The sequence below is a fragment of the Klebsiella sp. C360 genome (assembly GCF_048822415.1).
In the GTDB taxonomy this organism is placed as follows: Bacteria; Pseudomonadota; Gammaproteobacteria; order Enterobacterales; family Enterobacteriaceae; genus Klebsiella; species Klebsiella quasipneumoniae.
In genome coordinates this window covers 1-25,993 of sequence record NZ_JBMEZZ010000016.1, presented here as the reverse complement: position 1 = coordinate 25,993, position 25,993 = coordinate 1, and the positions used below count along the sequence as shown (strand labels likewise).

General features: G+C 55.6%; 25 protein-coding genes. 8 read left to right on the top strand and 17 right to left on the bottom strand.

What is annotated here, in order from left to right; translation table 11 throughout:
* Positions 1 to 37: 37 nt before the first annotated feature.
* The 13 genes from ACOI7D_RS25050 to asnC form a co-directional block, all read right to left on the bottom strand.
* Positions 38 to 457: a F0F1 ATP synthase subunit epsilon gene (locus ACOI7D_RS25050; protein ID WP_004107274.1), complete on the bottom strand. Its 420-nt coding sequence runs from the start codon at positions 455 to 457 to the stop codon at positions 38 to 40.
* 20 nt (positions 458 to 477) lie between these two features.
* Positions 478 to 1,860 carry a F0F1 ATP synthase subunit beta gene (gene atpD / locus ACOI7D_RS25045; RefSeq protein WP_023291474.1) on the bottom strand — a complete coding sequence of 461 codons (1,383 nt, stop codon included), beginning with the start codon at positions 1,858 to 1,860 and terminating at the stop codon, positions 478 to 480.
* 26 nt (positions 1,861 to 1,886) lie between these two features.
* A complete protein-coding gene (gene atpG, locus ACOI7D_RS25040) occupies positions 1,887 to 2,750 on the bottom strand; it encodes a F0F1 ATP synthase subunit gamma (protein ID WP_004144996.1) in 864 nt (287 codons plus the stop codon).
* 50 nt (positions 2,751 to 2,800) lie between these two features.
* On the bottom strand, positions 2,801 to 4,342 hold the full coding sequence (atpA, locus tag ACOI7D_RS25035) for a F0F1 ATP synthase subunit alpha (RefSeq protein ID WP_004144995.1): 1,542 nt from the start codon (positions 4,340 to 4,342) through the stop codon (positions 2,801 to 2,803).
* A 12-nt stretch (positions 4,343 to 4,354) separates the two neighbouring features.
* Positions 4,355 to 4,888: a F0F1 ATP synthase subunit delta gene (gene atpH, locus ACOI7D_RS25030; protein ID WP_004202307.1), complete on the bottom strand. Its 534-nt coding sequence runs from the start codon at positions 4,886 to 4,888 to the stop codon at positions 4,355 to 4,357.
* A gap of 14 nt (positions 4,889 to 4,902) precedes the next feature.
* Positions 4,903 to 5,373 carry a F0F1 ATP synthase subunit B gene (atpF, locus tag ACOI7D_RS25025; protein WP_004107293.1) on the bottom strand — a complete coding sequence of 157 codons (471 nt, stop codon included), beginning with the start codon at positions 5,371 to 5,373 and terminating at the stop codon, positions 4,903 to 4,905.
* Positions 5,374 to 5,423: 50 nt separating this feature from the next.
* Positions 5,424 to 5,663 (bottom strand): F0F1 ATP synthase subunit C, encoded by a 240-nt coding sequence (gene atpE, locus ACOI7D_RS25020; RefSeq protein WP_000429386.1) that lies wholly within the window; start codon positions 5,661 to 5,663, stop codon positions 5,424 to 5,426.
* Between the two features lie 48 nt (positions 5,664 to 5,711).
* Positions 5,712 to 6,527 carry a F0F1 ATP synthase subunit A gene (gene atpB, locus ACOI7D_RS25015; protein ID WP_023291475.1) on the bottom strand — a complete coding sequence of 272 codons (816 nt, stop codon included), beginning with the start codon at positions 6,525 to 6,527 and terminating at the stop codon, positions 5,712 to 5,714.
* A gap of 8 nt (positions 6,528 to 6,535) precedes the next feature.
* Positions 6,536 to 6,916, bottom strand: a complete 381-nt coding sequence (gene atpI, locus ACOI7D_RS25010) for a F0F1 ATP synthase subunit I (RefSeq protein ID WP_004202310.1) — start codon at positions 6,914 to 6,916, stop codon at positions 6,536 to 6,538.
* A 616-nt stretch (positions 6,917 to 7,532) separates the two neighbouring features.
* Positions 7,533 to 8,156: a 16S rRNA (guanine(527)-N(7))-methyltransferase RsmG gene (gene rsmG / locus ACOI7D_RS25005; RefSeq protein WP_044525110.1), complete on the bottom strand. Its 624-nt coding sequence runs from the start codon at positions 8,154 to 8,156 to the stop codon at positions 7,533 to 7,535.
* Between the two features lie 115 nt (positions 8,157 to 8,271).
* Entirely contained in the window at positions 8,272 to 10,161 is a 1,890-nt protein-coding gene (mnmG, locus tag ACOI7D_RS25000; RefSeq protein ID WP_044525111.1) for a tRNA uridine-5-carboxymethylaminomethyl(34) synthesis enzyme MnmG, read from the bottom strand.
* Between the two features lie 381 nt (positions 10,162 to 10,542).
* The gene (mioC, locus tag ACOI7D_RS24995) at positions 10,543 to 10,983 is read right to left on the bottom strand and encodes an FMN-binding protein MioC (protein ID WP_109546786.1); all 441 of its coding nucleotides are present in this window, start codon (positions 10,981 to 10,983) and stop codon (positions 10,543 to 10,545) included.
* Between the two features lie 99 nt (positions 10,984 to 11,082).
* Positions 11,083 to 11,541: a transcriptional regulator AsnC gene (gene asnC / locus ACOI7D_RS24990; protein ID WP_002882510.1), complete on the bottom strand. Its 459-nt coding sequence runs from the start codon at positions 11,539 to 11,541 to the stop codon at positions 11,083 to 11,085.
* A gap of 151 nt (positions 11,542 to 11,692) precedes the next feature.
* On the opposite strand from asnC, the gene asnA reads away from it, so the two are divergent.
* On the top strand, positions 11,693 to 12,685 hold the full coding sequence (gene asnA, locus ACOI7D_RS24985) for an aspartate--ammonia ligase (RefSeq protein WP_023291478.1): 993 nt from the start codon (positions 11,693 to 11,695) through the stop codon (positions 12,683 to 12,685).
* A gap of 3 nt (positions 12,686 to 12,688) precedes the next feature.
* Here the strand turns inward: asnA and viaA are convergent, their stop codons facing one another.
* Together viaA and ravA are read right to left on the bottom strand one after the other, a co-directional pair.
* Entirely contained in the window at positions 12,689 to 14,137 is a 1,449-nt protein-coding gene (gene viaA, locus ACOI7D_RS24980) for an ATPase RavA stimulator ViaA (protein WP_109546785.1), read from the bottom strand.
* A complete protein-coding gene (gene ravA / locus ACOI7D_RS24975) occupies positions 14,134 to 15,633 on the bottom strand; it encodes an ATPase RavA (RefSeq protein ID WP_060590682.1) in 1,500 nt (499 codons plus the stop codon). Before ravA ends, viaA begins: the two co-directional genes overlap by 4 nt.
* Before the next feature lie 217 nt (positions 15,634 to 15,850).
* Between ravA and kup the strand changes: the two genes are divergently transcribed.
* From kup to rbsR, 7 genes are all read left to right on the top strand, one after another.
* A complete protein-coding gene (kup, locus tag ACOI7D_RS24970; RefSeq protein ID WP_004202319.1) occupies positions 15,851 to 17,719 on the top strand; it encodes a low affinity potassium transporter Kup in 1,869 nt (622 codons plus the stop codon).
* A 185-nt stretch (positions 17,720 to 17,904) separates the two neighbouring features.
* Positions 17,905 to 18,324, top strand: coding sequence for a D-ribose pyranase (gene rbsD, locus ACOI7D_RS24965; RefSeq protein ID WP_004202320.1), 420 nt, complete (start codon positions 17,905 to 17,907; stop codon positions 18,322 to 18,324).
* 10 nt (positions 18,325 to 18,334) lie between these two features.
* Positions 18,335 to 19,840 (top strand): ribose ABC transporter ATP-binding protein RbsA, encoded by a 1,506-nt coding sequence (gene rbsA / locus ACOI7D_RS24960; protein ID WP_023291483.1) that lies wholly within the window; start codon positions 18,335 to 18,337, stop codon positions 19,838 to 19,840.
* Between the two features lie 5 nt (positions 19,841 to 19,845).
* Entirely contained in the window at positions 19,846 to 20,811 is a 966-nt protein-coding gene (rbsC, locus tag ACOI7D_RS24955; protein WP_004202322.1) for a ribose ABC transporter permease, read from the top strand.
* A gap of 27 nt (positions 20,812 to 20,838) precedes the next feature.
* Positions 20,839 to 21,729: a ribose ABC transporter substrate-binding protein RbsB gene (gene rbsB, locus ACOI7D_RS24950; RefSeq protein WP_004202323.1), complete on the top strand. Its 891-nt coding sequence runs from the start codon at positions 20,839 to 20,841 to the stop codon at positions 21,727 to 21,729.
* A gap of 103 nt (positions 21,730 to 21,832) precedes the next feature.
* Positions 21,833 to 22,762 carry a ribokinase gene (gene rbsK / locus ACOI7D_RS24945; RefSeq protein ID WP_023291484.1) on the top strand — a complete coding sequence of 310 codons (930 nt, stop codon included), beginning with the start codon at positions 21,833 to 21,835 and terminating at the stop codon, positions 22,760 to 22,762.
* A 3-nt stretch (positions 22,763 to 22,765) separates the two neighbouring features.
* Positions 22,766 to 23,758: a ribose operon transcriptional repressor RbsR gene (rbsR, locus tag ACOI7D_RS24940; RefSeq protein WP_109546784.1), complete on the top strand. Its 993-nt coding sequence runs from the start codon at positions 22,766 to 22,768 to the stop codon at positions 23,756 to 23,758.
* Here the strand turns inward: rbsR and mdtD are convergent.
* A complete protein-coding gene (mdtD, locus tag ACOI7D_RS24935; protein WP_023291486.1) occupies positions 23,755 to 25,152 on the bottom strand; it encodes a multidrug transporter subunit MdtD in 1,398 nt (465 codons plus the stop codon). The two genes, rbsR and mdtD, sit on opposite strands and share 4 nt — an antisense overlap.
* A gap of 12 nt (positions 25,153 to 25,164) precedes the next feature.
* Complete coding sequence (locus ACOI7D_RS24930) at positions 25,165 to 25,866, bottom strand: FadR/GntR family transcriptional regulator (RefSeq protein WP_023291487.1); 702 nt, start codon at positions 25,864 to 25,866, stop codon at positions 25,165 to 25,167.
* Positions 25,867 to 25,993: the final 127 nt, after the last annotated feature.

Sequence of the window (25,993 nt, the reverse complement as noted above, 5' to 3'; positions counted from 1 at the left end):
CTGGAAACCAGACTGGCTTTTTACGTTCAAGCCGGTGTTACATCGCTTTTTTGGTCAACTCGATAACGCGCAGTTTAGCGATCGCTTTGGCCAGTTCCGCGGACGCCTGAGCGTAATCCACGTCACCATGAGAGCTCTTAATGTGCTCTTCAGCCTTACGTTTCGCTTCCAGGGCTCGCGCTTCGTCGAGATCCTGGCCACGAATTGCGGTATCCGCCAGGACGGTCGTGCTACCCGGCTGCACTTCAAGAATGCCGCCTGACAGGTAGATAAATTCTTCGTGACCGTGCTGCTTAACGATGCGAATCATACCAGGCTTAATGGCGGTGAGCAGCGGCGCGTGCCCCGGGTAAATACCCAGTTCACCTTCGCTACCCGTTACCTGGATTTTCTCGACCAGACCAGAGAACATTTGTTTCTCTGCGCTGACGACGTCCAGGTGGTAAGTCATTGCCATATCACCCTCCGATTAAGGCGTTAAAGTTTTTTGGCTTTTTCCACGGCTTCGTCGATAGAACCGACCATGTAGAACGCCTGCTCCGGCAGGTGATCGTATTCGCCTTCCATGATGCCTTTAAAGCCACGGATGGTGTCTTTCAGGGAGACGTATTTGCCCGGAGAACCGGTAAATACTTCTGCCACGAAGAACGGCTGGGACAGGAAGCGCTGGATCTTACGCGCGCGAGCTACCACCAGTTTATCTTCTTCAGACAGTTCATCCATACCCAGGATGGCGATAATGTCTTTCAGTTCCTGATAACGCTGCAGAATGGACTGAACGCCACGAGCGGTGTCGTAGTGCTCCTGACCAACAACCAGCGGATCCAGCTGACGGCTGGTGGAGTCCAGCGGGTCAACGGCCGGGTAGATACCCAGGGATGCGATCTGACGGCTCAGTACTACGGTTGCATCTAAGTGAGCAAAGGTAGTGGCTGGGGATGGGTCAGTTAAGTCATCCGCCGGTACGTATACCGCCTGTACGGAAGTGATAGAGCCGGTTTTGGTGGAGGTGATACGTTCCTGCAGAACGCCCATCTCTTCCGCCAGTGTCGGCTGGTAACCTACCGCTGAAGGCATACGACCCAGCAGTGCGGATACTTCAGTACCGGCCAGGGTGTAACGATAGATGTTATCGACGAACAGCAGAACGTCACGACCTTCGTCACGGAACTTCTCAGCCATGGTCAGGCCGGTCAGCGCAACGCGCAGACGGTTTCCCGGCGGCTCGTTCATCTGGCCATACACCAGGGATACTTTGTCGATAACGTTGGAGTCGGTCATTTCGTGGTAGAAGTCGTTACCCTCACGAGTACGTTCACCTACGCCCGCAAACACGGAGTAACCGGAGTGCTCGATCGCGATGTTACGGATCAGCTCCATCATGTTTACGGTTTTACCTACACCCGCGCCACCGAACAGACCGACTTTACCGCCCTTCGCGAACGGACACATCAGGTCGATAACTTTGATGCCGGTTTCCAGCAGTTCCTGAGAGCTGGACAGCTCTTCATAAGACGGTGCTGCGCGGTGGATAGCCCAACGCTCTTCTTCGCCGATGTCGCCTTTCATGTCGACCGGTTGACCCAGTACGTTCATGATACGACCCAGCGTAGCTTTACCAACCGGGACTTCGATCGGGTGCTCGAGGTCTTTTACATCCAGACCGCGGCGCAGACCATCGGAAGAACCCATGGCGATGGTACGCACGATACCGCCGCCCAGCTGCTGCTGAACTTCCAGCACCAGAACTTCATTACCATTCTGTACCTCAAGGGCTTCGTACACGCGTGGTACGGCATCCTGAGGGAACTCGACGTCGACCACGGCGCCGATTACCTGGACAATCTTTCCAGTAGCCATCTTAAATCCTCTACGAAATAACCTGGTTAAACCGCGGCGGCCCCCGAGACGATCTCGGTGAGTTCCTGAGTAATGCTGGCCTGACGAGCTTTGTTGTATACCAACTGCAGCTCTTTAATCAGGCTGCCGCCATTATCGGTCGCGGCTTTCATCGCCACCATACGGGCGGCTTGCTCGCTGGCCAGGTTTTCAACCACGCCCTGATAAACCTGAGACTCGACGTAGCGGCGCAGGAGGGTATCCAGCAGCGCTTTCGGATCGGGCTCATACAGGTAATCCCAGGATTTACGTTTTAGATCAGCGTCTTCTGATGCCGGTAACGGCAGCAGCTGAGTGATCGTCGGAACCTGAGACATGGTGTTAATAAATTTGTTGCTGACAACGTACAGCTTGTCCAGACGGCCTTCATCATAGGCCTGCAACATCACTTTTACCGGGCCGATCAGTTCGGACAGGGATGGGTTATCCCCCATACCGGTCACCTGTGCAACGACGTTGCCGCCAACGGAGTTAAAGAAAGAGACGCCCTTAGAGCCGATCATTGCGAGGTCGCACTGAACGCCTTTATCGGACCATGCTTTCATTTCCGCCAGCAGTTTCTTGAACAGGTTAATGTTCAAGCCGCCGCACAAACCACGGTCGGTCGACACCACCAGGTAGCCCACGCGCTTAACGTCGCGTTCTTCCAGGTAAGGGTGCTTATATTCCAGATTACCGTTCGCAAGGTGACCAATCACTTTGCGCATAGTATCTGCGTAAGGACGGCTGGCCGCCATGCGCTCCTGCGATTTACGCATTTTGGAAGCGGCGACCATCTCCATCGCTTTAGTGATCTTTTGCGTGTTCTGGACGCTTGCGATCTTACTACGTATCTCTTTTGCGCCGGCCATGAGCTTCTCCTCAATGCCTTGCGGCCTGCCCTAAGACAGACCGCCAGACGTTACCAGGACTGGGTTGCTTTGAAGGAATCGAGGATGCCTTTCAGCTTGCCTTCGATTTCGTCGTTATAGCCACCGGACTGGTTAATCTCTTGCATCAGCGGAGCGTGATCACGGTCGACGTAAGCCAGCAGAGCGGCTTCGAAGCTACCGATTTTCGCCAGTTCTACATCAGCCAGATAACCACGTTCTGCTGCGAACAGAACCAGAGACTGCTGCGCGACGGACATCGGCGCATACTGTTTCTGTTTCAGCAGTTCGGTCACTTTCTGACCGTGGTCCAGCTGTTTGCGGGTTGCATCGTCAAGGTCGGATGCAAACTGGGAGAACGCCGCCAGTTCACGATACTGCGCCAGCGCGGTACGGATACCACCGGACAGTTTCTTCATGATCTTGGTCTGCGCTGCACCACCCACACGGGATACCGAGATACCCGGGTTAACCGCAGGACGAATACCGGCGTTGAACAGGTTGGTTTCCAGGAAGATCTGACCATCGGTAATGGAGATTACGTTGGTCGGAACGAACGCGGAAACGTCACCCGCCTGGGTTTCGATAATCGGCAGCGCGGTCAGAGAACCGGTTTTCCCTTTCACTTCACCTTTGGTGAAGGCTTCAACGTATTCGGCGTTAACACGCGCAGCACGCTCCAGCAGACGAGAGTGGAGGTAGAATACGTCGCCCGGGAACGCTTCACGTCCTGGCGGACGACGGAGCAGCAGGGAGATCTGACGATAAGCAACAGCCTGTTTAGACAGGTCATCGTAAACGATCAGCGCATCTTCACCGCGGTCGCGGAAGTATTCGCCCATTGCGCAACCCGCGTATGGCGCCAGGTATTGCAGTGCAGCAGATTCGGATGCAGTCGCTACCACCACGATGGTGTTAGCCAGCGCGCCGTGCTCTTCCAGTTTACGCACCACGTTAGAGATGGTGGACGCTTTCTGGCCGATAGCAACATAGACGCACTTGATGCCGGAATCACGCTGGTTGATGATGGCATCGATAGCCAGCGCAGTTTTACCGGTCTGACGGTCGCCGATGATCAGTTCACGCTGACCACGACCGATTGGGATCATGGCGTCAACGGATTTATAACCGGTCTGTACCGGCTGATCGACGGACTGACGTTCGATTACGCCCGGCGCGATCGCTTCAACGGCGGAGAAACCGTCGTTTTCCAGCGGACCTTTACCATCAATTGGCGCGCCCAGGGTGTTAACCACGCGGCCCAGCAGGCCACGGCCAACCGGAACTTCCAGGATACGGCCAGTACATTTCACCTTCATGCCTTCGGCGAGGTCAGCGTACGGACCCATCACCACCGCACCAACGGAGTCGCGCTCCAGGTTCAGTGCGATAGCGTAACGGTTACCCGGCAGGGAGATCATCTCACCCTGCATACATTCGGCAAGGCCGTGGATGCGGATAACACCGTCACTTACAGAAACAATAGTACCTTCGTTATGAGCTTCGCTCACAACATTGAACTGAGCAATGCGCTGCTTGATCAGTTCGCTGATTTCGGTGGAATTCAGTTGCATGCTCCAGTCCCCTTAAGACTGCAAGACGTCTGCAAGGCGATCAAGACGGCCGCGTACGCTGCCATCAATGACCATATCACCCGCACGGATGATAATACCTGCCATAACAGACTTATCGATTTTGCAATTCAGCTTAACTTTGCGTGACAGACGTTTTTCCATCGCGCTGACGATCCTGGCAAGCTGTTCATCACTCAGTTGGTTGGCAGATATGACTTCTACCTCTGCGATGGCCTCACTGGCCGCGCGCAGGTGAATGAATTGCTCAAGAACGTCCGGGAGCACCTTCAGACGATTATTTTCCGCCATCACCTTAATCAGGTTCTGGCCGTTTTCGTCAAGTTGCTCGCCGCAGATAGCGATAAACGCTTCTGAGAGCGTTTCCGGCGCCAAAGCACCGGAGAGAAGCTCTGCCATTTGGTCGTTTTTGGTCACTTCGGCGGCAAACGCCAGCATATCCTGCCAGCGTTCAACACTGTTGTGTTCGACGGCAAAGTCAAAAGCTGCTTTGGCGTAGGGGCGAGCTACCGTTACAAATTCAGACATCAGCCCCTCCCTCCTTACAGTTCAGCGACAAGTTTATCCACGATGTCGCTGTTAGCAGCTTCATCCACGGAACGTTCGATGATCTTCTCGGCGCCAGCAACAGCCAGGATAGCGACCTGCTTACGCAGCTCCTCGCGTGCACGTTTACGCTCAGCATCAATTTCAGCCTGCGCTTGTGCAACGATTTTGGTGCGTTCCTGTTCTGCTTCAGCTTTAGCTTCGTCCAGAATCTGAGAGCGGCGCTTGTTCGCCTGCTCAATGATTACCTGGGCTTCCGCTTTCGCTTTTTTCAGCTGGTCGGTCGCGTTGGCCTGTGCAAGGTCCAAATCTTTCTTAGCGCGTTCTGCAGAAGCTAAACCGTCAGAAATCTCTTTCTGGCGTTTTTCGATGGCAGCCATTAAAGGCGGCCATACGTACTTCATGCAGAACCATACGAAGATAACAAACGCGATGGCCTGGCCGAGGATTGTTGCGTTCATGTTCACAGCACAATACCTCTTTAATTAACTCTGTGGCTTAGGTTTCTAACAACTTACTACGCGACGGCGAACATCACGTACAGACCCAGACCTACAGCGATCATCGGGATAGCATCCACCAGACCCATAACGATAAAGAACTGAGTACGCAGCAGAGGGATCAGATCCGGCTGACGCGCTGCGCCTTCCAGGAATTTACCTCCGAGGATGCCGATACCGATCGCAGCACCGATTGCCGCCAGACCCATCATCACAGCGGCAGCCATGTACAGCAGATCCATATTCAGGTTTTCCATGACAGTCTCCAGTTTGTTTCAGTTAAAACGTAGTAGTGTTGGTAAAAATCAATGCTCTTCAGACGCCATCGACAGATAGACAATCGTCAGAACCATGAAGATGAAGGCTTGCAGCGTAATAATCAGGATGTGGAAAATGGCCCAAGGCACATTCAGAACCCACTGTGACCACCACGGCAACAGACCAGCAATCAGAATGAAAATCAGCTCACCGGCATACATGTTGCCGAACAGTCGCAGACCGAGAGAGACCGGTTTGGACAGCAGGCTTACCCCTTCAAGGATTAAGTTGACAGGAATGAACGCCCAGTGATTGAACGGCTGCATGGTCAGTTCTTTAACGAACCCACCTACGCCTTTCATTTTGATGCTGTAGAAAATAATCAGGATGAACACGCCAAGCGCCATCGACAGGGTGATGTTCACGTCAGCAGACGGAACCACGCGCAGTGCAGGCAGGCCGAAAATGTGTTCGCCGATATAAGGAAGCAGGTCGATTGGCAGCAGGTCCATCAGGTTCATCAGGAAGACCCAGACGAACACGGTCAGCGCCAGCGGCGCGATAACCTTGCTCTTGCCATGGTACATGTCTTTGACGCTGCCATGGACGAAGCCGATGATCATTTCGATGAAGGTCTGGAATTTCCCTGGTACGCCGCTGGTCGCTTTCTTAGCAACGCTACGGAACATGGCCAGGAACAGCAGACCGAGAACCACCGAGAAGAACATGGAGTCAATGTTGAGCGTCCAGAAGGTGGCCGGGGGGTTGTGCGGATCCACCAGCGAGAAAGTACGCAGATCAATCTGAAGGTTGTTCAGATGGTGACCTATGTATTCCTGCGGCGTCATATTTTCTGAAGCCATGATGCCTTTTACCCTTTGTTGTTGATTACAGCTGGCGCCAGAACTTGTACCACCAGCACCAAAACCCACGTCACGATCAGTGGCAAAAATACCACTTTTAAAACGGCCAGCGCCACCGCCAGGAGGGCGAAGGTCAGCAACACCTTGAAGGCTTCACCGAAGGCGAAGGTCCAGGCCACACGGCCTTTTGCTGGTGTATGCGCCTGATGACGCCAGGCAAAAATCATAAACATCAGGTTTGGCAAAACCACTGCCAAACCGCCGCATACCGCGGAAATGCCCCAGAAGGGGTCTTTGAGGCTAAACAGCAGTCCACTTGCCATTACTGCCAGTAACTGAATAAACAGAAGCTTGCGAGCAACGTTTCGACTCAAGAGCGACACTGACATCACGTTTTTACTCCTGCTCCCTTTGAGGTATGTCGCGTGTCGTATAAAACGTCCTTTAAGACGAAGAGTCAAGCATCAAAAAGCGGACAAATTATACGGTGACGCCCCGTGATTTCAAACAATAAGTAGCAAAATAGTGAATAAATGTTTAATTATTTTCCAACGGACAACTTTCCGTGCATTTCAGCGTTCTGTGAGCGGTCATACAAAACTGCAAATAACGTGGAAACACGGCAATTAAAGCGTGCATTAGATCACATAATAAACATTTCAAGCGCCCTTTAATGAATCAAGGACATAAAACACTATTTTTCATGTTTTTGATATTCAAGATAAAAAGTGAGGACATTATCTAAAACAACCCCACATACAATAAAAACCTTTTATTGACATTTATAATAAAAATTTAACATCACGATGCTGATCATCATTGTCGATTTTTAGCACCCTGATATTTTCAAAGTTGACTATTTTGTCAGTGAATCACTTACGCTAAGTTAACCGCAAGAAAAACCATAGTAAAAACATGGTTAAATGCAGCCCAATAATATCAGGAGGTGACCTTTATTTTTGTAACATTCATGGGCCACATTTTTTCCACATTTTTTGATAAAAATTAACTCGATTTTGGCGTAATCACCACCAGGTGCCGCTCCCCTTCCAGCTGAGGAACATGCAGCTCAATGACCTCGGCTATGGCATACCCTTCCGGCAGGTTTTCCATTTCGTCTTTTTGCGCTAACCCTTTGAGCGCATAGAAGTGACCGTTCGCGGCCGGCAAATGATGGCACCAGCTCACCATATCATTAAGCGACGCGAAGGCGCGGCTTATCACGCCATCAAACGGCGGCTCGGCCGGGAAAGCTTCCACGCGGCTCTGCACCGGCGTGACGTTATCCAGCTTCAGTTCATGCTGCACCTGACGCAGGAAGCGCACGCGTTTGCCAAGGCTGTCCAGCAGGGTGAAATGCGACTCCGGGCGCACGATAGCCAACGGGATCCCCGGCAGCCCCGGTCCCGTACCGACATCGATAAAGCGCGAGCCCTGCAGATAAGGCGCGACGATGATGCTGTCGAGGATATGACGCACCAGCATCTCATTTGGATCGCGAACGGAGGTCAGGTTATAGGCTTTGTTCCACTTATCGAGCAGCCCGACGTAAGCCACCAGCTGATTTTTCTGGTGATCGGTGAGCGAAATACCCGCTTCATCCAGCAGACGAGAAAGTTTGTTGAGCACGGTAAGTACCTTCAAAAAATAATGAGCCCGGAGGCGCTAACGCTTACCGGGCCAGGAATAATAAAGGCGAAAGCTGATTATGCAAGTGGGAAATCAGCGCGGCAGGCTGCCGCAATCAGGCGCTGCGACGCAGCATCCCCTGCTTTTTCAACCAAACCAGCAAAATAGAGATCGCCGCCGGGGTGATCCCGGAAATACGTGACGCCTGCCCTATCGACGACGGTTTATGGTCGTTTAGTTTAGCGATCACTTCATTAGACAGTCCGGTGACCTGACGGTAGTCGAGTGTCGCCGGTAACAAGGTATTCTCGTTGCGCTGCTGTTTCTCGATCTCATCCTGCTGGCGCGCGATATAGCCTTCATACTTCACCTGGATCTCAACCTGCTCAGCCGCCTGCCGATCTTCCAGCCCCGGCGCGAACGGCGAGAGCTGAACCAGCTGCTCGTAGGTCATTTCCGGGCGACGCAGCAGATCTTCACCGCTGGCTTCGCGCGACAGCGGCGCGGTCAGGTGAGCGTTCACTTCGGTAGCGCTCTCAGCCTGCGGGTTCACCCAGGTCGATTTCAGGCGCTGGCGTTCGCGCTCAATGCTTTCCAGCTTCTCGTTGTAACGCGCCCAGCGTTCATCATCCACCAGACCCAGCTCACGCCCCTGCTCAGTCAGACGCAGGTCGGCGTTGTCTTCGCGCAGCATCAGACGATATTCAGCACGAGAGGTAAACATGCGGTACGGTTCTTTGGTACCCAGAGTACACAGGTCATCCACCAGCACGCCGAGGTAGGCCTGATCGCGACGCGGCGCCCAGCCCTCTTTTTCCGCCGAGAAGCGAGCAGCGTTAAGACCGGCCAGCAGACCCTGAGCCGCCGCTTCTTCATAACCGGTAGTGCCGTTGATCTGACCGGCGAAGAACAGACCCTGAATGAATTTGCTCTCGAGCGTCGGTTTCAGATCGCGCGGGTCGAAGAAGTCGTACTCAATAGCGTAGCCAGGACGGACGATCCGCGCATTTTCCATCCCCTGCATGGAACGGACGATTTGCATTTGCACATCGAACGGCAGGCTGGTGGAGATGCCGTTCGGATAAATTTCGTTTGAGGTCAGGCCTTCCGGTTCGAGGAAGATCTGATGCTGGTTGCGATCGGCAAAGCGCATGACTTTGTCTTCGATCGACGGGCAGTAGCGTGGACCGATCCCTTCGATCACCCCGGCGTACATGGGGCTGCGATCGAGGTTATTGCGGATCACGTCATGGGTTTTCTCGTTAGTGTGGGTGATGTAGCACGGCACCTGACGCGGATGCTGATCGGCAGATCCCATAAACGAGAAGACCGGCATCGGGTTATCGCCATGCTGTTGAGCCAACACGCTGAAATCGATGGTGCGCGCGTCAATGCGCGGCGGGGTCCCGGTTTTCAGTCGGCTTACGCGCAGCGGCAGTTCACGCAGACGACGAGACAGCGGGATCGACGGCGGATCGCCGGCGCGTCCGCCGCTGTAGTTATCCAGACCAATATGGATTTTGCCGTCAAGGAAGGTTCCGACGGTCAGCACCACCGCTTTGGCACGGAATTTGAGGCCCATCTGGGTGACTGCGCCTACGACGCGATCGTTTTCGACAATCAGATCTTCCACTGCCTGCTGGAAGATCATCAAATTCGGCTGGTTCTCCAGCGCAGTGCGTACCGCCTGACGGTACAGCACGCGGTCAGCCTGGGCGCGAGTGGCGCGCACCGCGGGGCCTTTGCTGGCGTTTAGTATCCTAAACTGGATGCCTGCCTGATCGATCGCTTTGCCCATCAGGCCGCCGAGCGCGTCCACTTCTTTTACCAGGTGTCCTTTCCCAATGCCGCCAATCGCCGGGTTGCAGCTCATCTGCCCCAGCGTGTCGATATTGTGTGTCAAAAGCAGGGTCTGTTGACCCATACGCGCTGCGGCCATTGCGGCCTCAGTGCCTGCGTGACCCCCGCCAATGATAATGACGTCAAAAGGATCCTGATAAAACATGGTGGTCTGCCTCGCATAACGCGGTTTGAAAATGGATTGAAGCCCGGGCCGTGGATTCTACTCGGCTTTGGTCTTTTGAGAAAGACTCCGGGATCCTGAGTATTAAAAAGAAGATCTTTATATAGAGATCTGTTCTATTGTGATCTCTTATTAGGATCGACTCTCTTTGTGGATAAGTCGGATCCGCGAAGTAAGATCAAAAGCTTAAGAAGGATCACTATCTGTGAATGATCGGTGATCCTGGTCCGTATAAGCTGGGATCAGAATGAAGGGTTATACACAGCTCAAAAAGCGCACTGCGGTTATTCTTTGGATAACTACCGGTTGATCCAAGCTTTTAAGCATGGTTATCCACAGAAGAACGGACGATCTTTACAAATCTCAGAGCAAATTTTTCCAGGATCCCAGCCAAATTTCCGCCGGATCCTCGGGAATTTCATGTTCCAGCACGTTGATCTTCAGGGTCTCGCCGATCTGTTTTGCCCCGCAGACCTTCAGCGCCGCTTCTAATTTATCGATCGCGCCGCAAAAAGTGTCGTATTCGCAGCTGCCGATCCCGATGGCGCCAAAGCGCACGGCGGAAAGATCGGCCTGCTGCGCCAGCAGCGCGTCATAGAAGGGAACCAGGTTGTCGGGAATGTCGCCGGCGCCATGGGTGGAAGAGATAACTAACCAGATCCCCTGCGCCTGCAGATCGTCCACCAGCGGGCCGTGCTGGATTTCAGTGCTGTAGCCTGCTTCTTCCAGCTTTTCCGCCAGATGTTCCGCTACGTATTCCGCACTGCCCAGGGTGCTGCCGCTGATAAGTGTAATGTCTGCCATAGATCGCCGATCGCCCGCTCAACTGTTCAGAGTGGCGTATTGTACGCTGTGAGCGAGCTGGGATCTACCTGTGGAAAAATGTGGGATTAAAAAAAACGATCAGGGCTTAATGGTGCGCATGATCGGGTTCTGCAGCACGATCAGGGTCTCGGTGGACTGAATTTCATCAATTGTTTGGATCTTGTTGATAAGTACCTGCTGCAGGGCATCGATGGATTTACACATCACCTTAATAAAGATGCTGTAGTGGCCGGTGGTATAGTAAGCCTCGGTGACCTCCTCCAGGCTTTCCAGGCGGGCGAGGGCGGAGGGATAGTCTTTGGCGCTCTTGAGAATAATGCCGATGAAGCAGCCGACGTCGTAGCCCAGCTGTTTGGGGCTGACGTCAATGCGCGCGCCGGTAATGATGCCCGCCTGTTTCATCTTTTCGACGCGTACATGAATAGTGCCGGGGCTGACGCTGAACTGTTTGGCCAGTTCGGCATAGGCGGTACGGGCGTTGGCCATTAGCGCATCGAGAATGCCGCGGTCCAGATTGTCGATCTGATAATTTTCCATATCTTTTTCTTATGAAGTTTGAGGGTTCTTACTATTTTAGCGCCATATTTTGATGAATTAAAAGTTGATGAGCCTTTTTATTGATTGATTATTGTATTGGTGGCCTGTTTTGTTGCTTAATCAATGGCAACAGGACGCAGGAGTCATAAAAATGAAAACCGCATATATCGCAAAACAACGCCAGATCAGTTTCGTTAAATCCCACTTTTCCCGTCAGCTGGAAGAGAAGCTTGGCCTGATTGAAGTCCAGGCGCCAATCTTAAGCCGCGTGGGCGATGGGACGCAGGATAACTTGTCCGGCTGCGAGAAAGCGGTTCAGGTGAAAGTGAAAACACTGCCCGACGCCCAGTTCGAAGTGGTTCATTCGCTGGCGAAGTGGAAGCGTCAAACCCTGGGACAACACGACTTCAGCGCGGGCGAAGGGCTGTACACGCACATGAAGGCCCTTCGCCCCGATGAAGACCGTCTGACGCCGATCCATTCCGTCTATGTCGACCAGTGGGACTGGGAGCGGGTGATGGGGGATGAAGAGCGCCACGTCGGCACGCTGAAGGCGACCGTCGAAGCGATTTACGCCGGGATCAAAGCCACCGAGCTGGCGGTCAGCCAGGAATTTGGCCTGACGCCGTTCCTGCCGGAACAGATCCACTTTGTTCACAGCCAGGCGCTGCTGAGTCGCTATCCGGATCTTGATGCCAAGGGCCGCGAGCGAGCGATTGCCAAAGAGCTGGGCGCCGTCTTCTTAATCGGCATCGGCGGCAAACTCTCTGATGGCAAGCGCCATGATGTACGTGCGCCGGACTATGATGACTGGAGCACTGAGGTTTCTGAAGGCTTTGCCGGACTGAACGGCGATATCCTGGTGTGGAACCCCGTGCTGGAAGATGCTTTCGAGATCTCCTCAATGGGGATCCGCGTTGACGCCGCGGCGCTGAAACGCCAGCTGGCGCTGACCGGCGATGAAGATCGCCTGAAACTGGAGTGGCACCAGGCGCTGCTGCGCGGCGAGATGCCGCAGACTATCGGCGGCGGCATTGGCCAGTCTCGGCTGACGATGCTGTTGCTGCAGCTCGACCATATCGGCCAGGTGCAGTGCGGCGTATGGCCGGCACAGGTTCGCGAAAGCGTTTCCGCGCTGCTGTAACGATTAGCGCCGCCAGCGTCGCAGCAGGCGGCTACGCAACCCGGTATCAAAGCGCCAGATATGATCGAAGATGCGCATGATGCCGGGTTTGCCGTGTACCGACATCGCCACCGCGTGAAAACGGTGCTGATGCTTTCGCTGTAACTCCCCCACCTGAGCAATCACCTCATCCGGCAACCGCTGGGCAATAAAGTCGGAGATCACCACGGCATCCGCATCCACCCACTGCGGGTTTTGCAGACGTTCAATAATGGCGCGAAAACAGCTGGCCAGATCGGTGCCGCCGCGAAAGCGCTGGCTCAGAAAGCGGATCGCCTGCTCCAGGCCGCCCTCGCAGGTCAGTTCGTAGTGCACCACTTCGCTGGAGAACAGCATAACAAAGCAGCGGCGGTTATCCGCCAGCGCGACGCGCATCAGGGCCAGACAAAAGGCTTTGGCGCACTGCTCGTTAAAACCGCCCATCGATCCTGACGTATCGACGCAGACAATAAAGGGCCCGCGCGGCTGTTCATCAAAATCCTGCCGCGTCACCGGGCGTTCGGTGATTTTTTCGCGCCAGGCGTCGCCGTGCAGCCGGTAGGTCAGGAGCTGTTTCTCCACCAGCTTGCGATAAAATTCAAACTCCAGCTCCGTGATGCCGAGCGTCGCCAGCTCCGGCGGCAGCAGGCGCAGAATGTCATCGCTCTGCTGGAGGCCGTCGACCTGTTCCGGCACCGTCGCTGGCTCGCGCACCAGGCTACGGAAGGTCTCCATCGGCGCGTCTTTCTTCGGCACGGATTTCGCTTCCCGTGAGCGCCCCAGCTGTTCCGCCAGCTGCAGTAGCTCCGGCTGCTGGTTAAGAAAATCGCCATAGCGCACGATCAGCTGATAGTCGCCACGTTTGAGTTCGCCGGCGCTCATATCCCACAGGCGTCCGGCGGCGGTGTCATTCTCAGCCAGCACCGGATCGAGCTGACCGCTGAGCGTCATTCGTTCCTGGACCTCGCTGAGCAACTGATCGCGCTCCTCATCCAGCAGCTGCTGGTTAAGGCTGGTGGCTTGCACCACCAGGCTCAGGCGCCAGCGCTGTAAAAACAGCGTATGCAGCGCCGGGGTAAAGGTCGCATTGTCGTCCACCAGCTTCTGCGCCTGGGCGGCAAAAGGGGACTGGAGCTGGTGCAGCTTGCCGAGGATCTGCGGCAGCTGGACGATAAACTGCGAGGTAGAGAGCAGCTGAGCCTGCTGATAGGTTTGCACCTCGGCGTCCAGATCCGGCGGGACGTTAACCTCTTTTAAGCGGGCGCGAACGGCTTCCCGCCAGCGCGGAATATCCGCCGCGATGATGTTTTTCAGGCGGGGAAATTTCTCAAAGAAAACCGCCAGCTGCGGAGAGGCCAGCAGCGCCAGCAGCATCTCCTCGATCATTCCCTCTTCGCTGACTGCCAGCATGACATTCAGCATATCGAGCGTCATGGCTGCTTCGCCTGTTTAATCTGCGCGCCGACGTCCTGCAGGCTGGCTTCGATTCTTCCCAGCCACTCGACCGGGATAAACAGGCACTTCTGCTGCTCGCTGAAGCGGTTATGTTGCTGGTGCCACTCATCGTCCAGCGCCTCCAGCTGCTGGCGAATTTCCGCCGGCATGTTTTCCTGCGACGCGCTGCCGGGCAGCGAGAGGCGTGAGCCCTGCAGGCTGACGTCGCGAACAACCAGATGCTGGCTGGTGTCGACATCCATATTGAGCAGTTGGGCAAAGCCGATCCCGTTGAGCTTGCCGCGGATCTCGCCGCCCTTTTCCAGCCAGCTGGCTAACGCCTCGCGCTCAAAAGTAATGTGGATCACTTCCATATCGTGGAGTTTGAGCGGCTGCTGCAGCAGCAGGGTCAGGGTGGTCCCCTGGATCTCCGCCGGCAGCTCATAGTGCGGCTTGCGGCTAAACATGCCGCCAAGGCGGGTGACCTTTAGCGCCGTTTTGTCACTTTGCTGCTGTTGGATCTGAATGCGTCGCTGCACAATCGCCCCGAGCCGCGTCAGCATCGCCTGCTGCTGCCAGGCGTGGCAGGTCATCAGCGTTTCCAGCTGCTGCGACATCAGGTTCATGCTCTCGACGTTGTGCCACAGACAATCTTTCAGCAGGATAAGATCTATCGGCGCGATGCTGTCGCGGCCGCTGAAGAAGGCGCTGGCCTGCAGCAAGCGAATAGCCTTTTTCCAGCGGCGATCCGAAACGTATGGCGCGTTTGGCAGGGCATCCAGCTGCTGGCGCAGCTGGAATATCAGCTCAAACACCGCGTCCGGCAGTTTGATATTGCCGATCTGCTGCTGCCATTGCGTAAACTCTTCATCGCTAACCTGCAGCGCGCTGGGCACCGGATTGCTGTTTTCATCCTGCTGGCTGACCAGCATCGAACGGAAATTACCTTTATCCTGTACTTTATCGAGCCACAGACGGATCAGCATTCGGTCATACAGCGCTTCCAGGCTGCTGTCGGCTTCGGGCAGTTCGTTCGAGGCGGCCACCAGCAGGCGCATCGGGATTTTCTCTTCGTGAGCGCCGTTGCGGAAGTGACGTTCGTTAATCGCCGTCAGCAGGGTGTTGAGGATAGCCGGACCCGCTTTCCATATTTCATCGAGGAACACGATTTCTGCTTCCGGCAGGTAACCGGCGGTTAAACGCTCGTAGCGGCCTTCATCTTTCAGCGCCTGAATGGACAGCGGGCCAAAAACCTCTTCCGGGGTGGAAAAGCGGGTCATCAGGTATTCAAAAGCGCGCGCCTGCTGGAAGGCGAACTTGAGGCGGCGGGCAATCAGGCTTTTGGCGATCCCCGGCGGACCGAGCAAAAATACGCTCTCGCCGCTGAGCGCCGCCAGCAGGCACAGGCGTATCGCGTGGCTGCGTTCAAAGAGTCCTTTTTCGAGTGCCGCGCTGAGTCGGGAAATTCTTTCAGCCAGTAAATGTGTTTGAGCCATAATTGAGTTGCGTGCTTTGTCATGTATCGTTATTGGGACGAGTATAGATGTTAGAGCAGGGGCGGTAATAGCCTGAAGAATCGATTTATTTTTTTTGAGCCAGGTTAATATGGTGTCTGTTAGGGGTACGATTTCACAAATAATCGTGCATACTGTGCGCTTTTTGTGGGCCAAGGGACTAGGCACACATTTGTTTTATAAACGAAAAGACTAGTCTATGAGCACTGATAATAAACAATCGTTGCCGGCGTTAACGCTGGCGGCCATCGGCGTGGTGTACGGTGATATCGGTACCAGTCCACTGTATACCCTGCGTGAATGCCTGTCAGGTCAGTTTGGCTTTGGCGTTGAGCGCGATGCCGTTTTTGGCTTTTTGTCGCTGATTTTCTGGCTGTTAATCTTTACCGTATCGATTAAATACATCACCTTCGTGATGCGGGCGGATAACGCCGGGGAAGGCGGGATCTTAACGCTGATGTCACTGGCCGGACGCAATACCTCGGCGCGGATGACCTCTGTGCTGGTGATCCTCGGCCTGATCGGCGGCAGTTTCTTCTATGGCGAAGTGGTGATAACCCCGGCGATTTCGGTCATGTCGGCGATAGAGGGGTTAGAAATTATCGCCCCGCAGCTCGATAGCTGGATTGTGCCGATCTCCATTATCGTGCTTACCCTGCTGTTTATGATCCAGAAGCACGGGACCGGGATGGTCGGCAAGCTGTTTGCGCCGATTATGCTGATCTGGTTCCTGTTGCTGGCGGTGCTTGGCGCGCGAAGCATTTACGCTAACCCGGAAGTTCTGCAGGCGCTGAACCCCTACTGGGCGGTGCACTTCTTCCTACAGTACAAGACCGTTTCCTTTATTGCGCTTGGCGCGGTGGTGCTGTCGATTACCGGGGTGGAAGCGCTGTACGCCGATATGGGGCACTTCGGCAAACTGCCGATCCGCGTCGCCTGGTTCTCCGTCGTACTGCCTTCGCTGGTGCTGAACTATTTTGGCCAGGGGGCATTGCTGCTTAAGCATCCGGAAGCGATTAAAAACCCGTTCTTCCTGCTGGCGCCGGAGTGGGCGCTGATCCCGATGCTGATTATCGCCACGCTGGCGACGGTTATCGCCTCGCAGGCGGTGATCTCCGGGGTCTTCTCCTTAACCCGTCAGGCGGTGCGTCTGGGCTATCTGTCGCCGATGCGCATCATCCACACCTCGGAAATGGAGTCCGGGCAGATCTATATCCCGTTTATTAACTGGCTGCTGTATGTCTCGGTAGTGATCGTCATCGTCAGCTTCGAGCACTCCTCTAACCTGGCGGCGGCGTACGGTATCGCGGTAACGGGCACCATGGTGCTGACCTCCATCCTTTCGGCAACGGTGGCGCGCAAAAACTGGCACTGGAATAAGCTGTTCGTTGGGCTGATGCTGGTGGCCTTCCTGTGCATTGATGTTCCGCTGTTCTCGGCGAACCTCGATAAGATTGTCTCCGGCGGCTGGCTGCCGTTATCCCTGGGTCTGGTGATGTTTACGGTGATGACCACCTGGAAGAGCGAGCGCTTCCGCCTGCTGCGTCGGATGCACGAGCACGGCAACTCGCTGGAAGCGATGATCTCTTCACTGGAGAAATCGCCGCCGGTACGCGTCCCGGGTACCGCGGTGTATATGTCCCGCGCCCTGAACGTGATCCCGTTTGCCCTGCTGCATAACCTGAAGCACAACAAGGTGCTGCATGAGCGAGTGATCCTCCTGACCCTGCGCACCGAGGACGCGCCTTACGTGCATAACGTTCGCCGGGTGCAGATTGAGCAGCTGTCGCCCTCGTTCTGGCGGGTGGTGGCCAGCTACGGCTGGCGGGAAACGCCAAATGTCGAAGAGGTGTTCCATCGCTGTGGCCTGGAAGGACTCAGCTGCCGGATGATGGAGACCTCGTTCTTTATGTCCCATGAGTCGTTGATTATCGGCAAACGGCCGTGGTATCTGCGTCTGCGCGGCAAGCTTTATCTGCTGTTGCAGCGTAACGCCCTGCGCGCGCCGGATCAGTTTGAAATCCCGCCAAACCGGGTTATCGAGCTCGGTACTCAGGTCGAAATCTGATGTCAAAAAAGCCCTTCCGTTGCGAAGGGCTTTTTGTTTCTCACTCCGTTTGTCATGTCCTGTCGCTGTCTCGCGAAACGTTTCGATAGCGATCACATTTCTCTCTTCTGGTGATGGTTTTCTGCTCACGCATTGATAATAATTATTTTAGCGAAACGTTTCGCTAGTGGAGCAAAAGAGAAAAAATGAAAAAAGGCACCGTACTTAACGCTGATATTTCCGCGGTTATCTCCCGCCTGGGCCACACCGATACGCTGGTGGTCTGCGATGCCGGATTACCGGTCCCCCGCAGCAGCGCGCGCATCGATATGGCGTTGACCCAGGGCGTACCTTCATTTATGCAGGTTCTGGAAGTGGTGACGACGGAAATGCAGGTTGAAGCGGCTGTCATCGCGGAGGAAATTAAGACGCATAATCCGCAGCTCCACGCGACGTTGCTCAACCATCTTGAGCAGCTGCAGCAGCACCAGGGAAACACCATTGAAATTCGTTACACCAGTCATGAGCAGTTCAAAAAACAAACCGCAGACAGTCAGGCGGTAATTCGCAGCGGGGAGTGTTCCCCGTTTGCGAATATCATTCTCTGTGCCGGCGTCACCTTCTGAGATCGCCGTCATGGAAGCCTTATTGCAACTGAAAGGGATCGATAAAGCGTTCCCTGGCGTCAAGGCGCTCTCCGGCGCCTCGTTGAATGTCTACCCTGGCCGGGTGATGGCGCTGGTGGGTGAGAACGGCGCCGGTAAATCCACCATGATGAAAGTGCTGACCGGGATCTATACCCGTGACGCTGGCGCTTTATTGTGGTTGGGCAAAGAGACCACCTTTAGCGGCCCAAAATCTTCCCAGGAAGCCGGGATCGGCATTATCCATCAGGAGCTGAACCTGATCCCGCAGTTGACGATCGCCGAGAACATCTTCCTCGGCCGCGAATTCGTTAACCGCTTTGGCAAAATCGACTGGAAGCGGATGTATGCCGAAGCCGACAAGCTGCTGGCGAAGCTGAATCTCCGTTTTACCAGCCAGAAGCTGGTAGGCGATCTGTCGATTGGCGATCAGCAAATGGTGGAGATCGCCAAAGTGCTGAGCTTCGAGTCGAAGGTCATCATTATGGATGAACCGACCGACGCGCTGACCGATACCGAAACCGAATCGCTGTTCCGTGTGATCCGCGAACTGAAATCGCAGGGGCGCGGCATCGTCTACATCTCCCACCGCATGAAAGAGATCTTCGAGATTTGCGACGACGTGACCGTGTTCCGCGACGGGCAGTTTATTGCCGAACGCGAGGTCTCCTCGCTGGATGAAGACCGTCTGATTGAAATGATGGTTGGCCGGAAGCTGGAAGATCAGTATCCGCATCTGGCTAAGGCGCCGGGCGCGGTGCGCCTGAAAGTCGATAATCTCTGCGGCCCGGGCGTGGAAAACGTGACCTTTACCCTGCGCCAGGGGGAAATCCTCGGCGTCGCCGGGCTGATGGGCGCCGGGCGGACCGAGCTGATGAAAGTGTTGTATGGCGCGCTGCCGCGCAGCAGCGGCTCCGTGACGCTCGACGGTCACGAAGTGGTGACCCGTTCGCCGCAGGATGGTCTGGCGAACGGCATTGTCTATATCTCCGAAGACCGTAAGCGTGACGGCTTAGTGCTCGGGATGTCGGTAAAAGAAAACATGTCCCTGACCGCCCTGCGCTACTTCAGCCGGACGGGGGGGAGTCTCAAGCATAAAGATGAACAGCAGGCGGTCAGTGATTTCATCCGGCTGTTTAACGTGAAAACGCCGTCCATGGAGCAGGCGATCGGCCTGCTCTCCGGCGGCAACCAGCAAAAGGTCGCCATCGCCCGCGGGCTGATGACCCGGCCGAAGGTCCTGATCCTCGATGAGCCGACCCGTGGCGTCGACGTTGGGGCGAAGAAAGAGATCTACCAGCTTATCAATCAGTTCAAAGCCGATGGCCTGAGCATCATTCTGGTCTCCTCCGAGATGCCGGAAGTGTTGGGCATGAGCGATCGCATCATAGTGATGCATGAAGGGCATCTCGGCGGTGAATTCACACGCGAGCAGGCCACCCAGGAAGTATTGATGGCTGCCGCTGTGGGCAAGCTTAACCGTGTGAATCAGGAGTAAGAAAGATGACAACCCAGGCTGTTTCTGGTCGCCGTTATTTCACGAAAGCGTGGCTGATGGAGCAAAAATCGCTGATTGCCCTGCTGGTGCTGATCGCGGTGGTATCGACCATGAGCCCCAACTTTTTTACCGTCAATAACCTGTTCAATATTCTGCAGCAGACCTCCGTTAACGCCATTATGGCGGTAGGGATGACGCTGGTCATACTGACCTCGGGGATCGACCTGTCCGTCGGTTCCCTGCTGGCGCTCACCGGCGCGGTGGCGGCGTCGATCGTTGGCATTGAAGTGAATGCGCTGGTGGCGGTCGCTGCTGCCCTCGCATTAGGTGCGGCGATCGGCGCAGTCACCGGGGTGATTGTGGCGAAAGGCCGCGTGCAGGCTTTCATCGCCACCCTGGTGATGATGCTGCTGCTGCGCGGTGTGACCATGGTGTACACCAACGGCAGCCCGATCAATACCGGCTTTAGCGATAATGCCGATCTGTTCGGCTGGTTTGGTATCGGGCGTCCGCTGGGGATCCCGACGCCGGTATGGATCATGGCGATTGTCTTCCTGGCGGCCTGGTACATGCTGCACCATACTCGCCTGGGTCGTTATATCTACGCCCTTGGCGGTAATGAGGCGGCGACGCGCCTGTCCGGGATTAGCGTCAATAAAGTCAAAATTATCGTCTACGCGTTGTGCGGGATGCTGGCGTCGCTGGCCGGGATTATCGAAGTGGCGCGCCTCTCCTCCGCGCAGCCGACGGCCGGGACAGGCTATGAGCTGGACGCCATTGCGGCAGTCGTGCTCGGCGGCACCAGCCTGGCTGGCGGCAAAGGACGCATTGTCGGCACGCTGATTGGCGCGCTGATCCTTGGCTTCCTGAATAATGGTTTGAACCTTTTAGGCGTTTCTTCCTATTACCAGATGATCGTTAAAGCGGTGGTGATTTTGCTGGCGGTACTGGTAGATAACAAAAAGCAGTAACTGAGAACTCTACAGGACATCTTAACTATGAATATGAAAAAACTGGCGACCCTGGTCTCTGCTGTTGCGCTAAGTGCGACCGTTAGCGCGAACGCGATGGCCAAAGACACCATCGCTCTGGTTATCTCTACTCTCAACAATCCCTTCTTCGTGTCGCTGAAAGACGGCGCGCAAAAAGAAGCTGACAAACTGGGCTACAACCTGGTGGTGCTCGATTCCCAGAACAACCCGGCGAAAGAGCTGGCTAACGTTCAGGATTTAACGGTGCGCGGCGCGAAGCTGTTGCTGATCAACCCAACCGACTCTGATGCCGTCGGCAATGCCGTGAAGATGGCGAACCAGGCGAAAATCCCGGTCATCACCCTCGACCGTCAGGCGACAAAAGGCGATGTCGTGAGCCACATCGCCTCTGACAACGTGCAGGGCGGAAAAATGGCGGGCGATTACATTGCGAAAAAGCTGGGTGAAAGTGCGAAAGTCATTGAGCTGCAGGGCATTGCCGGGACTTCCGCGGCGCGCGAGCGCGGTGAAGGCTTCAAACAGGCCGTGGCGGCGCACAAGTTCAACGTTCTGGCCAGCCAGCCGGCCGATTTCGACCGTACCAAAGGGCTGAACGTGATGCAGAACCTGCTGACCGCCCATCCTGACGTCCAGGCGGTGTTCGCGCAGAATGATGAAATGGCGCTCGGCGCTCTGCGCGCGCTGCAGACCGCAGGCAAGTCCGATGTGATGGTGGTTGGATTTGACGGCACTCCGGATGGCGAAAAAGCAGTAAACAGTGGCAAACTGGCGGCGACCGTCGCACAGTTGCCGGAGCAGATCGGCGCGAAAGGCGTTGAGACTGCTGATAAGGTACTGAAGGGCGAAAAAGTGGAAGCTAACTACCCGGTTGAGCTGAAGCTGGTCGTTAAGCAGTAATATGCGATTCGGACTGGCAACGGTCCGAGGGACAATATAAAAAAAGAAAAGCAGGGCATGCGCCACCGGATCCCGGTGGCGCGCTTTCCCGGGAACAGAAACGATGAAAACTGCAGGCAAACTTGTCGTCCTTGGCAGCATCAATGCCGATCACATTCTCAACCTTGACGCTTTCCCGACGCCGGGTGAAACCGTCACCGGCAACCACTACCAGCTGGCGTTCGGTGGTAAAGGGGCCAACCAGGCGGTGGCCGCCGGGCGCAGCGGGGCGGATATCGCGTTTATCGCCTGCACCGGCGATGACGACATCGGTGAACGCATCCGTCGCCAGCTGGCGAGCGATAAAATCGATGTGGCGCCTGTGCGCGCGGTCGCCGGGGAAGCAACCGGCGTGGCGTTAATCTTCGTTAACGCCGAAGGTGAGAATGTCATCGGTATTCATGCCGGCGCCAATGCGGCCTTATCCGTCGCTCAGGTAGAGGCGGAAAAAGAGCGGATCGCCAGCGCGCAGGCGTTGTTGATGCAGCTCGAGTCGCCGCTGGAGAGCGTGCTGGCGGCGGCGAAAATCGCCCATCACCATCAGACCACCGTGGTGCTTAATCCCGCGCCAGCGCGTGAACTGTCCGATGAACTGCTGGCGCTGGTGGATATCATTACCCCCAACGAAACCGAAGCGGAAAAGCTGACGGGGATTCGCGTTGAGAGTGACGAGGATGCGGCAAAAGCCGCCGACGTGCTGCATGCCAAAGGCATTGGTACGGTAATGATCACCCTCGGCAGTCGCGGCGTCTGGCTCAGTGCCGAAGGCGAAAGCCGCCGGATCCCAGGGTTTCGCGTGCAGGCTATTGATACTATCGCGGCCGGCGACACTTTCAACGGCGCGCTGGTGACCGCGCTGCTGGAAGGGACCGCCCTGCCGGAGGCGATCCGCTTTGCGCATGCCGCGGCGGCGATTGCCGTGACTCGCAAAGGCGCGCAGCCTTCCGTGCCGTGGCGCACAGAGATTGATGAATTTTTAGCGCAACAGGGGTAATGCTTGGCTACGATGAAAGATGTGGCCCGCGTCGCGGGCGTTTCCACATCGACGGTGTCACACGTCATCAATAAGGACCGCTTTGTCAGCGAGGCGATTACCGCCAAAGTCGACGCCGCGATCAAAAGCCTCAACTACGCCCCCTCAGCGCTGGCGCGTAGCCTCAAGCTTAATCAAACCCGCACCATCGGCATGCTGATCACCGCCAGTACCAATCCGTTTTATTCCGAGCTGGTGCGGGGCGTGGAGCGCAGCTGCTTTGAGCGGGGTTATAGTCTCGTACTCTGTAATACGGAAGGTGATGAGCAGCGAATGAATCGTAATCTGGAGACGTTAATGCAAAAACGCGTCGATGGATTACTGCTGCTGTGCACTGAGACCCACCAACCCTCCCCGGAAATTATGCAGCGCTATCCGTCGGTTCCGACGGTCATGATGGACTGGGCCCCGTTTGATGGCGATAGCGATCTGATTCAGGATAACTCGCTGCTCGGTGGCGATATGGCGACCCAGTATCTGATCGATCAAGGGTATTCACACATTGCCTGCATTGCCGGCCCGCTGGATAAAACCCCGGCGCGTCTGCGCCTTGAAGGTTACCATGCCGCGATGGCGCGCTGCGGTCTGCCCGTAGCCGAGGGATACGTGGTGACCAGTGATTTTGAGTTTGGCGGCGGATTTAGCGCGATGCAGCAGCTGCTGGTGTTGCCGCAGCGGCCGCAGGCGGTGTTTGTCGGTAACGATGCCATGGCGGTTGGCGCTTATCAGGCGTTATACCAGGCGGGGTTGCAGATCCCGCAGGATATGGCGCTGGTGGGTTACGATGATATTGAACTGGCTCGCTATATGACGCCGCCGTTAACCACCATTCACCAGCCGAAAGATGAGCTGGGGGAACTGGCCATCGACGTGCTGATCCATCGCATGGCCGACCCGCAGCAAAAACAGCAGCGCGTACAGTTAACCCCGGAGCTGGTGGTCCGCGGTTCCGCTTAGCGTTTGTGCCGCTCGCTAATCAGGTTGCGGCCATCCTTCGCTCTCAACAGCATAAACATCAGCGCCGACACGATGGTTATCACGCCCATGGTAATAAAGGTGTAGTGAAACTGCTCTACGGTGCTGGCGCTGTCAAAACCTTCATAGAAGCGCAGCACCGCAGCGCTGATGGCCACTCCGAGACTGATGGAAAGCTGCTGGGTGACTGCCAGCAGGCTATTGCCGCTGCTGGCATTGTCATCCGTCAGATCGGCCAGGGTAATGGTATTCATGGCGGTAAACTGCGTGGACATCGCCATCCCCAGCACGAACAGCGGCAGAAGCAGCATCCACAGCGGCATTTCTGGCGACTGCAGCGAGAACTGGGCAATCATAAGGCCAATAAACACGGTGATCCCCACCAGGGTCTTACGATAGCCAAACCAGCGCAGCACCTGGGTAACGGTAGATTTCGCAATAATCGAGCCGATAGCGGTGGGGGCGATCATACAGCCGGCGATAATGGCCGGATAGCCAAAGCCAACCTGCAGCATGAGCGGCATCAGAAAAGGTACGCAGCCGGTACCCAACCGCGTGGCAAGGTTGCCGGCAATACCGACCGAGAACGTATGGGTCTTAAATAAAGAGAGCGAGATCAGCGGCGCAGGATGGCGGCGCGCGTGACGGACATAGGCCAGGAGCAGTATCAGACTGACGGCGATCACCGCCAGCGCCAGCCATGTCGCCACGATTTTTTCGCCAAACAGTTCAATACCGCTGGAAAATAACACCAGGCTTAAGCCAAATAACAGAAAACCGGTTATATCGAAGCGTCGGCGCGGCGTTGTGAAATTTGGCATATATTTACGGGCATACAGAATGCCGATCACGCCGATGGGAATGTTTATCAGGAAAATCCAATGCCAGCTGGCCCAGGTCACAAATACCCCGCCGAGAACCGGGCCCAGAATCGGTCCTACCAGTCCCGGCATGGTGACAAAGTTCAGTACCGGCAGCAGTTCGCTGCGCGGATAGGCGCGCAGGAGGGCTAGCCTCGCCACCGGCATCATCATCGCCCCGCCGACCCCCTGAATAACGCGAAAAATGACCAGCTCCGTTAATGAACTCGAGAGCGCGCAGGCGAGGGAGCCGAGAGTAAACAGGCTAACGGCGATGATAAAGACCCGGCGCGTGCCGAAGCGATCGGCCAGCCAGCCGCTGACCGGGATCAACATCGCCACCGTCAGCGTATAGCTGATGATGGCCGACTGCATCGCTAAGGGAGAACGATTAAGACTGTGGGCGATAGCCGGGAGGGCGGTGTTAAGAATGGTGGCATCCAGCGCCTGCATAAAGAAGGCCATCGCCGCGATCCACGGCAGGCCAGCCATGCTGCGCCCTTTTTTTCCGCTCATGCCAAATCCTTGTTATTGATTTACGTGGTGTGGGGCGTTCAGCAGCGCCTGGCAGGCGAGCAAGGCACCTGGCGCATCGCTATTGAGAATGGCATCGACGATCGCCTGGTGGAGATCGAGCTTCACGACTTCATTTTGCGTAATCGACGTGAAGTAGGTGTGGTAGACGGAATGAAATAAAGAAGCGAATGAGCTGAGGAAAGGATTGCCGCTCATTTCATAGATATGTTCATGCCAGGCCATATCGACGTCTATCCAGCGATCGCGCTGAAAATGACGTTTCAGGGCAATCATCTCTTCCATTAGGGTATTGAGTTGCGCTTTCTGCTCTGCGGTGCCGTGGGCGGCGGCGAGGAAACAGGCCTGTGGCTCCAGGCTGCTGCGCATGACGAGAAAGTGGCTCACCACCTCTTCGAAGTTATCTTCCGTGAGCCACCAGGAGAGCAGTTCCTTATCCAGGAAGTTCCAGCTGCTGCGCGGCATTACCCGGGTGCCAATGCGAGGGCGGGGCAGCAGCATGCCTTTTGCAGTCAGCGTCTTCACCGCTTCGCGGACGGCGGTACGACTCACGCCGAACTGCTCCCCTAACTCCATTTCGCCGGGAAGAATGCTTTCCGGCTGATATTCGCCAGTCAGTATTTTTTGGGCGAGCTTCTCGGCCAGTACCCAGGAGATGTTCTTTTGTGCCGCCAGTTGCTGTGCGCTTAAAGACATAAATGCCGTTCCTTTCTTTTCTCTACACTAACAGTATGCCACCAGGCGCCCCGTTTCGTCGGTTAAAACAGCAAAACGGCGGTTTTTTGCGACATTCCTCGCCGCATTGTTGAAAAAAGAGACGGTT

Bases quoted from the DNA above. Each gene is read 5' to 3' on its own strand.
- mioC (WP_109546786.1), bottom strand. From the start codon at position 10,983: ATGGCAGACATTACACTTATCAGCGGCAGCACCCTGGGCAGTGCGGAA.
- atpA (WP_004144995.1), bottom strand. From the start codon at position 4,342: ATGCAACTGAATTCCACCGAAATCAGCGAACTGATCAAGCAGCGCATT.
- atpI (WP_004202310.1), bottom strand. From the start codon at position 6,916: ATGTCAGTGTCGCTCTTGAGTCGAAACGTTGCTCGCAAGCTTCTGTTT.
- viaA (WP_109546785.1), bottom strand. From the start codon at position 14,137: ATGACGCTCGATATGCTGAATGTCATGCTGGCAGTCAGCGAAGAGGGA.
- kup (WP_004202319.1), top strand. From the start codon at position 15,851: ATGAGCACTGATAATAAACAATCGTTGCCGGCGTTAACGCTGGCGGCC.
- atpB (WP_023291475.1), bottom strand. From the start codon at position 6,527: ATGGCTTCAGAAAATATGACGCCGCAGGAATACATAGGTCACCATCTG.
- rbsK (WP_023291484.1), top strand. From the start codon at position 21,833: ATGAAAACTGCAGGCAAACTTGTCGTCCTTGGCAGCATCAATGCCGAT.
- atpD (WP_023291474.1), bottom strand. From the start codon at position 1,860: ATGGCTACTGGAAAGATTGTCCAGGTAATCGGCGCCGTGGTCGACGTC.
- asnA (WP_023291478.1), top strand. From the start codon at position 11,693: ATGAAAACCGCATATATCGCAAAACAACGCCAGATCAGTTTCGTTAAA.
- asnC (WP_002882510.1), bottom strand. From the start codon at position 11,541: ATGGAAAATTATCAGATCGACAATCTGGACCGCGGCATTCTCGATGCG.
- rbsB (WP_004202323.1), top strand. From the start codon at position 20,839: ATGAATATGAAAAAACTGGCGACCCTGGTCTCTGCTGTTGCGCTAAGT.
- rbsD (WP_004202320.1), top strand. From the start codon at position 17,905: ATGAAAAAAGGCACCGTACTTAACGCTGATATTTCCGCGGTTATCTCC.
- ACOI7D_RS25050 (WP_004107274.1), bottom strand. From the start codon at position 457: ATGGCAATGACTTACCACCTGGACGTCGTCAGCGCAGAGAAACAAATG.
- rbsC (WP_004202322.1), top strand. From the start codon at position 19,846: ATGACAACCCAGGCTGTTTCTGGTCGCCGTTATTTCACGAAAGCGTGG.
- rbsA (WP_023291483.1), top strand. From the start codon at position 18,335: ATGGAAGCCTTATTGCAACTGAAAGGGATCGATAAAGCGTTCCCTGGC.
- ravA (WP_060590682.1), bottom strand. From the start codon at position 15,633: ATGGCTCAAACACATTTACTGGCTGAAAGAATTTCCCGACTCAGCGCG.
- ACOI7D_RS24930 (WP_023291487.1), bottom strand. From the start codon at position 25,866: ATGTCTTTAAGCGCACAGCAACTGGCGGCACAAAAGAACATCTCCTGG.
- atpH (WP_004202307.1), bottom strand. From the start codon at position 4,888: ATGTCTGAATTTGTAACGGTAGCTCGCCCCTACGCCAAAGCAGCTTTT.
- mdtD (WP_023291486.1), bottom strand. From the start codon at position 25,152: ATGAGCGGAAAAAAAGGGCGCAGCATGGCTGGCCTGCCGTGGATCGCG.
- atpE (WP_000429386.1), bottom strand. From the start codon at position 5,663: ATGGAAAACCTGAATATGGATCTGCTGTACATGGCTGCCGCTGTGATG.
- mnmG (WP_044525111.1), bottom strand. From the start codon at position 10,161: ATGTTTTATCAGGATCCTTTTGACGTCATTATCATTGGCGGGGGTCAC.
- atpG (WP_004144996.1), bottom strand. From the start codon at position 2,750: ATGGCCGGCGCAAAAGAGATACGTAGTAAGATCGCAAGCGTCCAGAAC.